Source organism: Bradyrhizobium sp. PMVTL-01, assembly GCF_051861855.1.
In the GTDB taxonomy this organism is placed as follows: Bacteria; Pseudomonadota; Alphaproteobacteria; order Rhizobiales; family Xanthobacteraceae; genus Bradyrhizobium.
In genome coordinates, this window is record NZ_CP193983.1 from 602753 (window position 1) to 616372 (window position 13620).

Consider the following 13620-nt stretch of genomic DNA (forward strand, 5'->3'; position numbering starts at 1 on the left):
CGCGAATAGCTGCGATGGATTTTAGCCACGTGTCTTGAGGTGCGGGCTTCTTCGGCTTGCGTGAACGTATCGAAGGGCGAGCCGCCGATCTTGTTCGCGCCTTTGCTGATATAGAGCGGGCGCCATGAGGCTCTTGCGCTCCATACTTCCATTGCTCGACGGCACGGGGAATTGGAGGGCCATCAAGTGATTACCCTTTTGGCAGGCCCAGCGCTTCGACGGCCCTCAAGCAGATTTGCGCAGGGTCTTTGAGGCCGGTCTGCCCGACCTCGATGATCTTCTTGGCGATCAGTTCGGTTAGCGGGTCATTCCGATCTTCTACGCCAATGGTACGCAGAGCCTGCTCGTAGGCAGCCGAAAGTCGGGCGATCTCTTCCGGCCCGAGAGGCAAGTTTTGCAGTATTCGGTAGATGGCCAACTGCTTAGTCCCCAGACTGGGATACAGCATATAGCACTAAGTCGCTGACGTAATCTTGCGACTTAGGAGGTCACCTGCGTGTGCGGCCGCCCGGTCCGACACCTGTCACCTACTCGTGAGTTGGGTCCGCTGCCTGCGCGGGTCTACATCAAAGGCGGGTTGATCGAGACGGTCTCTCGCACCACAAAGCGCCATAGGGCCAGCGCCGATAGTGCCAGTGCCCGACGGGGCCAGTGCCGACAGTGCCAGCGTCCTAGCGGCCAGAGAAAGCGAGCATCAACCTCCGCGCCCACGCGGCGCAAGCGCTTGCGCTGCGACGGGCGCGGTTACGGTTTTGACATTTCCAACTGACGATCCTGGACTTCTTCGCATGCTTCTTGCGGGGAGGTTCGGCGTGATAACGCTTAAGCGCACGCAACGTCCCGATGCGAGCGAACAAACACGGGAGGTTGGAATGGAAACTGTAGGCCGCATGCGCGCAATGGCTTCGCTCTGCCGACAGAGTGCCGCGTATCATCCCGATAGAAGCTGGAAGTTGCTCGCCGAGGCAGAGTACTGGGAGCACATGGCAAGTGCCGCGCTGCTGGAGCCAGAGTGCGCAGCAACCTCGAATGACCTGATGAAGCCACAACAAACCACCGATGCGAACGACGCGCACCGGACTGCGGCCGCGTGAGTGCGCTGAGGCGGTTTGGCGCCGGTGGGGCTGCACCGGGTCTGGCTTTGGTCGAACTCTCCCAGAGAGCGCCCAGCCTTGAATGGGGTGCCTCACGATCCTAGAGAACATCCCGGGCAGGCAGACCCAGCCCAGATTTCGTTCAGACGCGGCGGGACCGGTTCGAGAACCGGTCCCGCGGATGACGCCGCATAAGGTTAACGATGTGTTGCCAGTTGCCTTCAGGCAACACTCGCCGGAAAAGATTGATGATCAGCATTTTTCGCCATTGCGTGTCCATGACCTGATCCGACAATCCCGAGTGTCACATACTTGGCTGTGCAAGCTAGCTCCGCGGGAGCCTTGGAGGCTGGGGATGAGGAGCTCGCGGCGAAGGAAGGTAGCGGCGTTGTGCCGGAGGGTCGTTCTCCCGAGCTGGATTGTCGCCTGCCTTGCTGCTTTCGGCTCGACCGGAATCGGGAATAGCGGCGCGCCAGCCGTCGAGCGCACCGCACCCATTGTCGTCGCCGGCGCCGTGCCCGGCGCACTGCCGGCAACCGTCATCGGCAACGCCCCTGCCGCTTTCGCCGATGTGGCAACCACAGCCAGATCGGAGACGGTGGTCGCCACCGACACCACGACAACCTCGCCCAAGGTGGAAGCGATGACCGATCCGGCCGAGGTGCTGCCGCCTCAAGCGCAGCCCGTGGAAGTGTCGACGGCGAGTACGCCGGAACCGGAGCCGCGCGGCGCAAGCAAGGGCGAGATCAAGCCAACTGTCGGCTCCATCGAAATTCTCGACGAATGCTGGACCGTCGACGTCTGCGTCGACTGCTTCCTGTGGGCGCTCTATCAGCGAACGCTGAAGGAGGACACCATCAAGGTGCCGGAACAGCGGAAGGTGACGGTCAAGCGGAAGGGCAGGATAGTGACGGTCACCAGAACCTTCACCAGGCTCGTCGATGAGGATTTCGCCTGGAAGGATCCGAAGGCGGCCGAGCGAGCCCGTATGTCCATGCAGGACTACGTGATCGGCGGCATGGATCGGCGCTTCAAGCTAAAGCTCTTTCATGCGCTTCACGCCGCGGAGCAGGCCGGCCTGTCGCCCGGCATCACCAGCGCGTTCCGCGACGACTTCCGCCAGTCGATTGCCAGCGGCCTCAAGGCGGCCAGCACCAGGTCGTTCCATGGCGGCAGCTTGCGCGGCGGCTATGGCCATGGGCTTGCGGCGGACGTCGTCAGCGTGACCGGCGGAACACGCGACGAGCGATGGACGTCCTCGGAAAAGCTCTGGAAGTGGCTCGATGCCCACGGCAAGGAGTTCGGCGTCGGGCGACCCTATCTCAATCGGGATCCGCCGCATCTGGCGCCGACCGACGGCTACGAATATGCCGCGCACAACCGCGGGGCCAAAACGCGGCTGGCGGGACGGGACGTGAAGGAACGCGATCGGCTCGCCGGGCGCGATAATCGCACCGGGGCGAAGCCGCCGAAGACCGCGAAATCAGCGAAGGTGCGAACGATCTGACTTGACTCCGATCGCGCGATATCCGCTTTGTACCGGAGGTGATGCTTGTGACCGGGAATTTCCGAGTTGGCCTGACCGGCATGACGCTAATCTCCTCGCTGGTGTTCCTCGGATCACAGGGATGCGCATGACCCTTGGGCTTGCGAGCCGGAAGCGGAATCGGCAGTCGCCTGCACGTCTTGCCATTGCGGCGCTGGCCCTGCAGATCGCGGCGGGAGGCGACGCCGGCGCCAGGAGCGCCGGCAGCGCCCGTCCGGTCGAGTCCATCGTCTCGCGCCCGGCCGGCGACCCGGTCCTGGCCATCGTGTCGCTGCAACGGCAGCGGATCACCATTTATGACGCGCAGGGGTGGATCCTCCGGGCGCCGGTGTCGAGCGGCCAGAAGGGACGCGAGACGCCGTCCGGAATCTTCAGCGTCATCGAGAAGCAGGCGGAGCACTATTCAAACCTCTATGACGACGCCTCGATGCCTCACATGCAGCGCCTCACATGGTCCGGCATCGCGCTGCATGGCGGGCACTTGCCGGGATATCCGGCGTCGCATGGCTGCATCCGGATGCCGTTCGATTTCGCCGCACGCCTGTTCGACGCGACGCAGCTGGGCTTGCGGGTGATCGTGGCGCCGACCGACGTGGCGCCGGTCGAGGTCGTTCACCCGCTGCTGCTGCGGAGCAAGCCGGATAGCGCCGCCGCGGCCGCTGCCAGTATCGCCGAAGCGAAAGAGGCGGCCAGGAAAGACGAGCAGGCGAGGGGCGCGGCCGCAATGGCCTATCGCGAGGCGATGCAGGCGATGGTGCTGATGCGTTCGGCGGAAGCGCTGAAGGCGCGGGCCGACGCGCGACTGGCCGCCGTCGAGACTTCGCTCAGCTCCGCAAGCTCGGCCGAGGCCAAGCAGGATTTAGAGGACGCCAGGGTGAAGGTGGCTGCCGACATCGTCCAGCTGGACGTGAAGCTGGCCGCCGTCAGGGACGAGCTGCAGCAGAAGGCCGATGCGCTCGCGACGGCACGCGAGGCCGCCAAGGCCGCGCAGGCCGCGCGGACCACGGCGTCAGCGGCAGCGCGCCAGGCCGCCCGCGAGCTCGAGCCGATCTCGGTCCTGATCAGCCGCAAGACCCAGCGGCTCTATGTGCGGCGCGGTTTTGAACCGGTCTACGAGAGTCCCGTCACCATCACCGATGCCGACCGCCCGATCGGCACGCATGTCTTCATCGCAATCGAGCGCGCCAGCGGCGAGAACAGCGCGCGATGGAATGTCGTCTCGCTGGAGAGCGGACGGTCACGCGTCGCCGAAGTCGAGCGCCGTCCTTCCGCGGCGCCGGGCAACGCGCTCGATGTCGAATTGCCGCCCGAGCCGGACCGCGCCAGGGCCGCGCTCGACCGGATCGTCATTCCGCAGGAGGCCCTCGATCGCATCGCAGGCATGACGCCGCGATCGTCCGTGATCGTCACCGATGAAGCCTTGAGCCCGGAAACCGGCAAGGGCACCGACTTCGTGATCGTTCTGAGTGACGAACCGCAAGGCGGCATCATGTTCCGAAAGCGCCGTCCGGCGCCCGCGTATTACGGCTACGAACGTCCGCGCAATCACCAGTTCTATTGGGGCTCGCCGATGAGGAGTCCGTTCTCGATCTGGTAGGATCGACGCTCGCAGCCGTCTCACGCCGCCCCGCGGCCGGCCTGCCAACTCGCTTGCGACACGACGGCGGCGGTCCGACAAGGGCCTATACGTTGGAGCGATCTGGTGACCACAGAATGCTCCGTACGCAGCCACAACAATGATTTCGTCGTCCACAACGCGGGTTCGAGCCGACGCTACCTCATCGCGAGGCCGCTTACCTTCCACTCGAAGACAAGTAGCGGGGCGAGCAACTCACGCAAATGTCGTCGCAGTCCTTCACCAGCAGCGAAGACCAGTAAGGCTCGAAACGCTGCCGCGCCGCCCTTCACGTAGAGCAGTGACGCGTTCCACGCCCAACCGATCTGGCCAGCCTGCTCATGGTTTAGGTGAATTTTGAGCTACGTCGACGAAGAAATTCATCGCGGACGTGGAAATCAAGGCCGCGTATTGGGAAAACTCAGACGCCCATCAGTCCGGCTGATGAGGCCATGCACTGTCCCGATTACGCGCAGCACCTCCGGACGATAGCGAAATGTTTACGGATGGATGTACTGGAGCGCAAACGTGTCGCCGGCTGAAGCTCAACCGGCAAAGCGTTGCGGCAATCGACCACTACTTTCAATTCGAAGGCGGTAAAGTTGCGAAATTTTGGGGCGCCCGTGATTTCTGTCACAGATAGAAAAACCACCCTCCGATATCAACACGAGCGGTGGGAGGCACTGGCTTGCTTTGGGCCAGAAGCTGTTCACATGACAGGATGGAAGATCACGCCATGCCAGCATTAATTATCGGAGTGTTTCTCGTTGCTGCGTTCGCGATCAGTAGGCTCGTTTAGTAGGTTGAAGTCTGCTCCCCAAAGTCTTTCAAAGCAAGCTGCGCATGGTGAGACGCATCACAGATTGAATAGCAAGGCCGCCCTATTCTTCGCGATCAAGGGAATGGTCACTCTTGATAGTAAAAGGAGCATTCAATATGGCCGAGATTATTCGATTTGTGTCGAAGTCTGAGCGCGAGCGAGCCCGCTTACTTCGAGAAGCCTTCGCGATATATGACAGCATCTTCCCGGCGGCTGACCTCGTCAGGGAGCAGCATGATAAGGCATCGGTAAGTCAATTCTTCAGCGGCGCCAAACCCCATCGCAGCGACGGGGGATCCCTGTCGTGATCAAGGTCATCGCTGTGCTCTGCAGTCTCTCTTCTCCGACAAATTGCCACGAGCAGATCGTCACCAGCTCGGACTTCGCCGACGTCTCGATGCAGTCCTGCCTGATGGGTGCGCCGCAGCTCGCCGAGTGGATGAACCAGCATCCGGCGGAGCGCCTGGCGGCATGGCGCTGCGTGATTGGTAACCAGGATCGCAGGGGCGCTTAGGGTGGAAAGCAGCCTCCCAAGACGCTTTGAAGCGCTTAGCCACAATCGCTGCGGTTCCTGACTGCGACCGGCCTGCCCATCGAGCAAGTTCTCGTTTGCGAAGCATGTCCGGAAGTGGCCGCTCATTGCGGCTAAGCACTAGATTTGCTTAACCAGAGTTCTTCGGAGTCTGACCCAATGTATGGTCCGGTCGTGCGTGCAAGAGGTTCGTCGATCGGGTGGTGAGTGGTCTTGCATCAATGTATCCGGCCTTTGATTGGAGCATTTTCTCCGGGCCACCATGGATATCAGCGCGCGTGCGTTCTTATTACCGTACAGGCTTGGATTGGGTCATTTCGGTCACCAGTGTTCGCATGCGCCGGGAAGACCGAACCTCCATCTCGTCTCATCCTCTCGCAGACCTCGGCTGGAACCGGTTGATGGGGTTACGTCATGGCTTGCTCCTCGTACCTCGTAGTTCCTTTGTTCGAGCCAGGGGCCGTTCCTTCGTCCTGGCCCGCAGGACGGCGTCGCGCCGCGCGCAGGGGCGGTCAACGCCGGCCGTGGCGCTTGGCTTGCGGCTGGCTCCGGCGTTGCCAGGCCGCGCCTTGACCGCGCCGAGCACGGCGCGAGGATCAAGCGGGTCGGACGCCTGCATCGTTGGTCCTTGTCAGTTCGAAGGCGCGCCCCTTCGCCAGCACCGCCCAGGCGATGCGGGCAAGCTTGTTGGCGAGCGCGATCGCCAGCACGTTGTGGTGCAATCGCCTCTTGGCGGCTTCGATCCAGGATCTGAGCCCGTAGCGTTCCCAGTTCTTTATCCTGACCAGCACAACCCATGCTGCCTGGACGAACAGAACGCGCAGATAGCGATTGCCGCGCCTTGAGATTTTGCCAAGGATCGTGCGGTCTCCCGTCGAGATCTGCCTGGCACCAGTCCGAGCCAGGCGCCGAAGTCACGGCCTTTGGAGAAGACGTCTCCAGTGGTGATCGCGGCCACCATGGCGCTCGAAATGATCGGCCCGATGCCGGGCACCGTCATCAGGCGCGAACCTGCCTGATCTTGACCGGCCAGGGCTTCGATCTCGCGGGATAGGCCATCGATGCGCTGATCCAGCCGACGCCAGTCGCCTGCCAACTCCTCGATGATACGCAACATGCGTGGCGACAGGGCATCGGTGCGCGTCGCAAGGATGGTGGGTAGTTCTGTGCGCAAAAAGCCGATCCCCTGGCGCACCGCGATCCCGCGTTCCAGCATGAAGGCGCGAATCTGGTTGATGATGCCGGTGCGTTGCGACACCAGCCGCTCGCGCACCCGATGCAGCGCCTGCAGATCCAGTTGCTCCGCGGTCTTGGTTGCTACGAACTTCATCGTCGGGCGCTGCACGGCTTCGGCAATCGCTTCGGCATCATTGATGTTCTTTTATCCCTTGCTATAGGGGCGGACATATTTGGCCGGCATCAACCTGGCATCGTGACCAAGCGATGTGAGTTTGCGGCTCAATGGTGTGCGCCGACGCAGGCGTCCATGCCGATCACGGCAAGGCGCCATATTGGCGAGCCGCGCTTCCACTTGGCCACGCGACCACTTTTGCCGTAGCACGATGGCGCCGCGTGCATCGTGGCCCATGACGTGAAACGAGTTTTTGCCGATATCTCGATGCCGATCACGGCGATCGCGGTACTGGGTGTCTTGGACATGGCGTGCTCCTTGTCTTGGCGCCCCTGGCCAGCTTATCGCTGGCGGGGCAGGAGCACGGCCGGACCATCCCATTACCGGCCTGGACGAAACACCAGGCCATCCGCATTGTCGGAATGGTTGGCTGGCAGCGCTGGGGTACGACAATGCTGACGCAAATTTACGAAGTTGCGACACCTGCGCTGAATTGCACTCTCTTTCAGGCCCGAAGGCGAAGATCGTACTTCGTCGGGGCGCGTCGGCAATCGAGGCCAGAACGGACATGGCGGAAACGCGCCCAAATCGTCGGGAATGACCCAACTCGGACTTCCCGCATTGACGCATGCGCCATGCGCCATGCGCTTGGCCAGTGAGAATGCAATTTGCGCAATTGCTCCCACAGCCCGCCGCACGGTGCTAGTCTAGTCATCCATTAGCGTGGTCCTTAAGGGAGGGATACATGCGGCGGCGGGAGTTCATTAGGCTTGTGGTATCGAGCGCCGCTACATTGTCACAGATCGACGCACGGGCACAGCAGTCGCCGCCAGTTATCGGTATCTTAGGAAGCTCAACGGCTGGGGACTACGGTCCGATGATAGCTGCCTTTCGAAAGGGGCTGAGCGAGGCGGGCTATCTTGAAGGAAAGAATGTCGGTTTCGAATACGCATGGGCAGATGACCATTATGATCGGCTTCCTGCGCTCGCCACCAAGCTAATTGAGCGACAGGTTAACGTGATCTTGGCCGCGGCGACGCCGTCGGCGCTGGCCGCAAAGTTGGCGACCACAACCATTCCCATCGTGTTTGCGATCGGCGGTGATCCTGTCAGGACCGGGCTAGTGACCAGCCTCAATAGTCCGGGCGGAAATGTCACCGGCGCGGCACATATCAACGTCGATACAGCGCCAAAACGTTTAGAACTGTTGCACGAGCTTTTGCCGAGCAGGAATTCACTTGGGCTGCTGACGAATCCGGCTAATCCCTTGACACCAGCGGTTGAGAGCGGAGTAAAAGCGGCGGCCGGCGCTTTGGGCATTAGGCTGACGACGTTTCACGCGAGCACCGACGAGGAGATCAGCGCGACGTTCAAGAATGCTGCCGGTCCCGTCGCGGGATTAGTGATCGGTACTGACCCGCTGTTTACGAGCCACGCCACCGCGCTGGGTGCGAAGTCCCTCGAATACAAGCTTCCGGCCATCTATCAGTATCGAGACTTTGTGGTAGCTGGCGGCGCAATGAGCTACGGCGGCGACATTAGCGATTCCTATTATCGTGCGGGCATCTACGCCGGGCGAATACTTAACGGCGAGAAACCGGCCAATCTCGCTGTACAACTTTCGACACGGGTGCGACTCATTATAAACCTAAAAGCTGCCAAGGCTCTCGGCTTAGAGGCGCCCATCGCATTGGTTGCACGCGCCGATGAGGTGATCGAATAACCACCCCCTATGCTGCGTGCATCAGTCCGGATGTGGCCCGCCCGCGAAGTTACGATGCCCCTGCCGGAGGTCCGTTCACCGCTCCAGAGCGGCTCAGATTTGCTTAACCTCCGCCGAACCAGCCTATAAGTGGTTTCAAGTCGATGATACTATTTCTATCCAGATAATCGGCAGTCTATGGGAGAATGATTCTCGTGACAAACCGTTATGTGATAGCAGTATCAATGCTCGCGGGCGCTGCATTTAGTACCGCTCCACTCGGTGGACTAAATGCACAAGAAGTCGATAGTGCGATCCAACAGAGCCACGCTGCTCTAGCAGCAATTTTGAAGGGCGATCCCAGCTTGTACAAAGCTTTGTTCTCCAATCGCGACGACGTAACTCTGGGTAATCCTTTTGGGCCATTCGTCGGCGGTCGAAGCAAGGTTGAGGAAACAGTAACAGCCGCCGCTTCGAATTACCGTGATGGAGAGGTCACAGGTGTTGAACTCGTAGCGAAGTACGTGTGTGGTGATCTGGCCTGCGTCGTCGAGGTAGAGCGGGGCCGCGCCAAAGTCGGCGGCGCGAATGAAACCGCACCTGTTGCCCTTCGTGTGACCAGTCTCTTTCGCTTGGAGAGCGGCGCCTGGAAACTTGTTCATCGGCACGCCGACCCGATTACGTCAGCGCGTCCCGCAGCGTCAGTGATCAACAAAGAATGAGGTGATAAATCTAGTCCGGATAATATCCGCAGACCACAACATGACCTGCTGCCAGCGCGCGCGCAGAGCCAGGTGCAGTCCAGGCGCTTAAGATCCTTAGGCCGAGGCCACCTCGATCGGTGGCCTCTTTCATTTTTCTCACCGTGCGATGTCGCCAATTGTGCAGGTTTTTGGACGCCTGCAACAAGGTGGCTCCGCACGGTCAACGGGCGGACGTCCAAAAAGCGCCAAGGCACTAAGCCGCGGGACGTTTGGCACTGGCGGAGCAGCGAGTGCTACGAGGTGCTTGACTTAGGAGAATTCGAAGAGTCGCGGCCCACCTGCGCGCATTCCAATTGAAAAACGTCTCCGCGTAAAGCTGTCACACGATCACTGGTCGCGCCTGAGGCAAGGCTCATGAGAAGACGGGAGTTCATTGCGGCTCTTGCATGCGCTGCTGTCGCTTGGCTGGAGACGGCACGCTCACAACAGGGAAAATCCTGGCGGATCGGGTACCTGATGCCCGGGTTCATCATCGGCCCCGACCTCAAGCTGTTTGAAGTATTCAGAAACGAGCTGAGCTCTCTCGGATATGTCGAGAGGAAGAACCTAATCACTTGCCTGCGTTGGTCAGCGAAGTCATCGCGCTCCATCCCGATGTGCTTGTTACCGTGGCAACGCCGGCGATCGCCGCCGCGCAGCGAGCAACATCGACCATCCCTATTGTGATGACGCCTGCGACTGATCCAATTGGGTCCGGCTTTGTGAAAAGCTTTGCTCGTCCTTGAGGCAATATAACCGGCTTAGCCAACATGTACGGCGACACCACTGCCAAGATCTTTGACGTGATCAGGACCATTCTTCCAACTACCAGAAGGATCGCGATCTTGATGTCATCAAATCCCACCCACCCAGGACTCTATGAGGTGTCACGCGCCGCCGCGCATACCGTTGGACTATCGACGGTTCCCATTGTTGCGGCAACTCCAGCCTATCTGGAGCGCGCGTTTCAGGATATAGGGAAGGAGCAGTGCGATGCAGTCTCCAACATTGCTGGGGCGCGCTGATAAGGTCATCGGGTAGCCAAAACAATCGTAGTCTTTGGTCTTTTTTGGCCGGCTCCTGCTGATCGCGAGCTTTGGGGTCAGGTCGGCTACTAAAGGTAGACCGGAAGGCTCCGTCCTTCTTGGCGGGTGGCGCTCGTGACCTCGTGCGAGCGCTTCTGCAATTTTCATTCCCGCTGATAACGCTCTGAATCATATTCTGGGTGCCTTTATTGGCAATATCGGCCGCCCTTAGCGGACATTCTTTAGATGATCCGACACCCGAGAGTGTTACAGTCGTCGAACTTACGTTTAGCCTGGATGATTGAACGCAAGAGATGGGAGCGAACAATGCCAGCTTACATGATCGCTCTGAACAGAAGCGTAAGGGATCGAGCGGGATTGGAAGCTTATTGGAAAGCGGCCCCTCCAACCTTTGAGGGACGCGGTGCCAGGTTTCTCTCGGTTTATGCGCCGCTGACTCCGTTGGAATTGATGTCTTCGCTCGAAGGCGTCGTCTTGATTGAATTTCCTGATGTGGCGGCGACTTCGTCATCGGGCGCAAGACGATCAAGAAACGGATGCGAGCCAAGCTGCTGGCGATCAAGATGGAGTTGCGCAGGGTAATGCACGACCCCATCGCGAAAACCGGGCCTGGGTGAAACAGATGCTGAAAGGGCATCTGAACTACTTCGCAGTCTCGGGCAACCACCCGAGCCTGTGGTGGTTCTTCGTGAAGCGGCTCTGGCTCACATCGGTGAAACCACGCAGCCAAACGGCACGCCTCAACTGGGAGAGGTTCATCCAACTCGTCGACCGCTTCTTTCCGCCAATCAGAACCATACACCCGCTGCCTTGTCAGCGCTTTGACGCCAGAACCCAAGGGAGGAGCCCGGTGCGTTAGCAGCGCACGCCGGGATCTGTACAGGGGGCGGCTGGCGACGGCCGCCCTACCGTGACCGAAAGGATGGTTGCAGTGAGCAACTTTACCTACGAATGAAGCTCGGTGTGCGCCGGCCCGCAAACATGATCGGGTCGTTGTCCGGATCCAGCACGATGAAGCAAAGTTCGTTCTTCGATTTCAAACAAACTTACAGCAGCAGGGCGGAATTCAGAAAAGAGGTCTGATTGCAGCGGCGGAGTCGACAATGATTGAGGCTGCCGAGCTGCAGTTCGCGTTAGCGAATGTCTCGCAACAAGAGCCAGTGCACGAACAAGCCGCATGACAGGCATATTTTTCGATCAGCCTGTGAGCTTGGCCGCCAGGTCCTCTGCTTCGGTCTCCCAGAGCGGGCCTTGCTAATTCGGCCGAGCGACGTATTCTGATGGGGCCGTTCTGAGGGGAGCGCAGAATGGAACGCCGTGTCACCGCTATTCTTGCCGCCGACGTGGTCGGATACAGCCGTTTGATGGAGTTGGACGAACTGAGGACGTTCGGCAGATTAAAAGAGCTGCGGACAGACCTTGTCAATCCAGCCATTGCGGGCTTTGGCGGACGTATCGTCAAGCTCACCGGCGACGGGTTTATTGCGGAATTCACCAGCGCAGCAGAGGCCGTTCGGTTTGCAACCCATCTGCAGCTGGCTATCGCAGCCCGAGAGAGCGCCATCCCTGAGCAGGAGCGGATCGTCCTCCGCATTGGGATCAACCTGGATGATGTTATTCTGGATGAGGGCGATGTCTACGGTGACGGAGTCAATGTTGCGGCCCGCCTCGAGGGCATGGCCGAACCAGGCGGAGTGTTGATTTCCCAATCGGTCCAGGAAAGCGCTGCGCCGTCTCTTCACGTGACCTTCTTCGACAACGGGGAGCGAAAGTTCAAGAACATTGTGCGTCCGATACGGGTCTGGTCGTGGCCGAAGCGGCTGAGTAGCCTGCGTGCTGAAGGCAAGCCCCGACTATTTCTGAGCCAATTCGACGGCCAGGGCGAGCTCGAACAACGGCTCTCGAAAGCATTCGGTCACGAACTCGAGTCGTGCCTTGGGCGCCTAACCGGCCTTGAGCTCACCCCTAATCGAACCAAAGCGCATTACGTACTTGAGGGAGCAGTCCACATTGGCGATGGCCGGCACCGAGTTTTTGGGCGGCTGCTGTCGGCCGAGGCGGAAAAGCAGATTTGGTCAGAAAGATACGATGAGCGGAGTGATACGCCATTCGATATTCTCGACCGCTGTGCGCCGCGGATGGCCATGAGTGTGCGGCGCCGGGTGGCCGCCGATGATGCCGAGAGACTAGCTGGTCGGCCACTGGACGAACTTTCGGTGGAAGAACTCCTGGCCCTGGCTGGGGTGAGCTTCTTTACGCCGACAAAGGAAGGTTGGCACGGCGGAGGAGTGATTGCCGAGCAGATCCTAGAGCTCCAGCCGAAAAATTTCATGGCCCTGATGATGGCAGGCTCGGGCCTAGGGACGGCAGAGTACCTGTACGGATTCGGCAAGCCTGACGAGGACACCTTGAATGTGGCCATTCGCAGGGTCGAGGAATCAATTCGTGTGAACAACAAGAGTGACGTAAACCATACCGCACATTCACTGCTGTTGCTGTTCGGACGGCGGCGCCATGCCGATGCCCAGGCCGCCGCGCGGCGTTCGCTTGAGCTCAACCCGGATTTCAATATGGCCATGTGGGCGCTGGGAGCAGCCTTAGTATTTTCAGGCGAAGCTGATGCCGGAGCTGAGAGCGCAATGCGAGCGGTCGGCATCGAAACCCGGGATCCCTATGTGCATCTGTACAGCAGGTTCGCCGGCTATGGGCACCTTGACGCAGGTCGGCTCGATGAAGCCAGGTCATGGTTCGAACGGGCCAACCAGCTTGCCCCGGGGGTTGGCCCCAACCTGGCAGCCCTCGCAGTTACCTGCTGGCGAGCCGGCGACTACCACGCGGCTAAGGACGCCATCGCCGCCCTTTTGGAACATGAACCCGATTTCTCGGTCCGGGGCTGCTGCCCGCTTCCCTACCGCCGTCCCGAGCCGTGGTTCAAGTTTACCGAAGCGCTCCGCGCTGCCGGCGCTCCGGATTGATGTTCATCCGTCAAAGACTCTCCTGTGCCGCCGAATTGTGAAGGCAGATCCTTGAACTTGGGTAGGCCATCGATCGGAAACGGGCGTGCGCTTGGCGCACGAGGTCCTGTACCGTCTCGATGGCCGGTCAATATGTAGCGCCAGTGCCCGCGCTTGGGCGGCGAGAGCGTATCCATCACGTCAGATCCTGTCAGGC

The 13620-nt window shown here is 60.3% G+C and carries 13 protein-coding genes and 1 pseudogene; 12 read left to right on the forward strand and 2 right to left on the reverse strand.

Annotated elements, in window-relative coordinates:
• Positions 1-190: 190 nt before the first annotated feature.
• Positions 191-418, reverse strand: a complete 228-nt coding sequence (locus ACRQ5Q_RS43780; protein WP_439400440.1) for a hypothetical protein — start codon at positions 416-418, stop codon at positions 191-193.
• A 454-nt stretch (positions 419-872) separates the two neighbouring features.
• On the opposite strand from ACRQ5Q_RS43780, the gene ACRQ5Q_RS43785 reads away from it, so the two are divergent.
• From ACRQ5Q_RS43785 to ACRQ5Q_RS43805, 5 genes are all read left to right on the forward strand, one after another.
• Positions 873-1094 (forward strand): hypothetical protein, encoded by a 222-nt coding sequence (locus tag ACRQ5Q_RS43785; protein WP_439400441.1) that lies wholly within the window; start codon positions 873-875, stop codon positions 1092-1094.
• A gap of 355 nt (positions 1095-1449) precedes the next feature.
• On the forward strand, positions 1450-2601 hold the full coding sequence (locus ACRQ5Q_RS43790; protein WP_439400442.1) for a peptidase M15: 1152 nt from the start codon (positions 1450-1452) through the stop codon (positions 2599-2601).
• 121 nt (positions 2602-2722) lie between these two features.
• Entirely contained in the window at positions 2723-4237 is a 1515-nt protein-coding gene (locus ACRQ5Q_RS43795; protein WP_439400443.1) for a L,D-transpeptidase family protein, read from the forward strand.
• A gap of 954 nt (positions 4238-5191) precedes the next feature.
• Positions 5192-5383 (forward strand): hypothetical protein, encoded by a 192-nt coding sequence (locus tag ACRQ5Q_RS43800; protein ID WP_439400444.1) that lies wholly within the window; start codon positions 5192-5194, stop codon positions 5381-5383.
• On the forward strand, positions 5380-5589 hold the full coding sequence (locus tag ACRQ5Q_RS43805) for a hypothetical protein (protein ID WP_439400445.1): 210 nt from the start codon (positions 5380-5382) through the stop codon (positions 5587-5589). The genes ACRQ5Q_RS43800 and ACRQ5Q_RS43805 overlap by 4 nt, the downstream gene beginning before the upstream one ends.
• Positions 5590-6203: 614 nt before the next feature.
• Here ACRQ5Q_RS43805 and ACRQ5Q_RS43810 read toward each other — a convergent pair.
• A pseudogene (locus ACRQ5Q_RS43810) lies at positions 6204-7266 on the reverse strand (IS110 family transposase).
• A gap of 485 nt (positions 7267-7751) precedes the next feature.
• Between ACRQ5Q_RS43810 and ACRQ5Q_RS43815 the strand changes: the two are divergent.
• The 7 genes from ACRQ5Q_RS43815 to ACRQ5Q_RS43845 all read left to right on the forward strand — a co-directional run bounded on the left by ACRQ5Q_RS43815 (position 7752) and on the right by ACRQ5Q_RS43845 (position 13424).
• Positions 7752-8681, forward strand: a complete 930-nt coding sequence (locus tag ACRQ5Q_RS43815) for an ABC transporter substrate-binding protein (RefSeq protein WP_439400446.1) — start codon at positions 7752-7754, stop codon at positions 8679-8681.
• A 194-nt stretch (positions 8682-8875) separates the two neighbouring features.
• Positions 8876-9382, forward strand: coding sequence for a YybH family protein (locus ACRQ5Q_RS43820; protein ID WP_439400447.1), 507 nt, complete (start codon positions 8876-8878; stop codon positions 9380-9382).
• 638 nt (positions 9383-10020) lie between these two features.
• Positions 10021-10149, forward strand: a complete 129-nt coding sequence (locus ACRQ5Q_RS43825; protein ID WP_439400534.1) for an ABC transporter substrate binding protein — start codon at positions 10021-10023, stop codon at positions 10147-10149.
• Positions 10150-10173: 24 nt separating this feature from the next.
• A complete protein-coding gene (locus ACRQ5Q_RS43830; RefSeq protein ID WP_439400448.1) occupies positions 10174-10428 on the forward strand; it encodes a hypothetical protein in 255 nt (84 codons plus the stop codon).
• Positions 10429-10767: 339 nt separating this feature from the next.
• Complete coding sequence (locus tag ACRQ5Q_RS43835) at positions 10768-11031, forward strand: DUF1330 domain-containing protein (protein WP_439400535.1); 264 nt, start codon at positions 10768-10770, stop codon at positions 11029-11031.
• On the forward strand, positions 10928-11308 hold the full coding sequence (locus tag ACRQ5Q_RS43840) for a hypothetical protein (protein ID WP_439400546.1): 381 nt from the start codon (positions 10928-10930) through the stop codon (positions 11306-11308). The genes ACRQ5Q_RS43835 and ACRQ5Q_RS43840 overlap by 104 nt, the downstream gene beginning before the upstream one ends.
• Before the next feature lie 448 nt (positions 11309-11756).
• Positions 11757-13424: an adenylate/guanylate cyclase domain-containing protein gene (locus ACRQ5Q_RS43845; RefSeq protein ID WP_439400449.1), complete on the forward strand. Its 1668-nt coding sequence runs from the start codon at positions 11757-11759 to the stop codon at positions 13422-13424.
• Positions 13425-13620: the final 196 nt, after the last annotated feature.

Excerpts from the sequence above, each read along its gene's own strand:
- ACRQ5Q_RS43835 (WP_439400535.1), top strand. The coding sequence starts at position 10,768 with ATGATCGCTCTGAACAGAAGCGTAAGGGATCGAGCGGGATTGGAAGCT.
- ACRQ5Q_RS43845 (WP_439400449.1), top strand. The coding sequence starts at position 11,757 with ATGGAACGCCGTGTCACCGCTATTCTTGCCGCCGACGTGGTCGGATAC.
- ACRQ5Q_RS43795 (WP_439400443.1), top strand. The coding sequence starts at position 2,723 with ATGCGCATGACCCTTGGGCTTGCGAGCCGGAAGCGGAATCGGCAGTCG.
- ACRQ5Q_RS43785 (WP_439400441.1), top strand. The coding sequence starts at position 873 with ATGGAAACTGTAGGCCGCATGCGCGCAATGGCTTCGCTCTGCCGACAG.
- ACRQ5Q_RS43800 (WP_439400444.1), top strand. The coding sequence starts at position 5,192 with ATGGCCGAGATTATTCGATTTGTGTCGAAGTCTGAGCGCGAGCGAGCC.
- ACRQ5Q_RS43790 (WP_439400442.1), top strand. The coding sequence starts at position 1,450 with ATGAGGAGCTCGCGGCGAAGGAAGGTAGCGGCGTTGTGCCGGAGGGTC.
- ACRQ5Q_RS43830 (WP_439400448.1), top strand. The coding sequence starts at position 10,174 with ATGTACGGCGACACCACTGCCAAGATCTTTGACGTGATCAGGACCATT.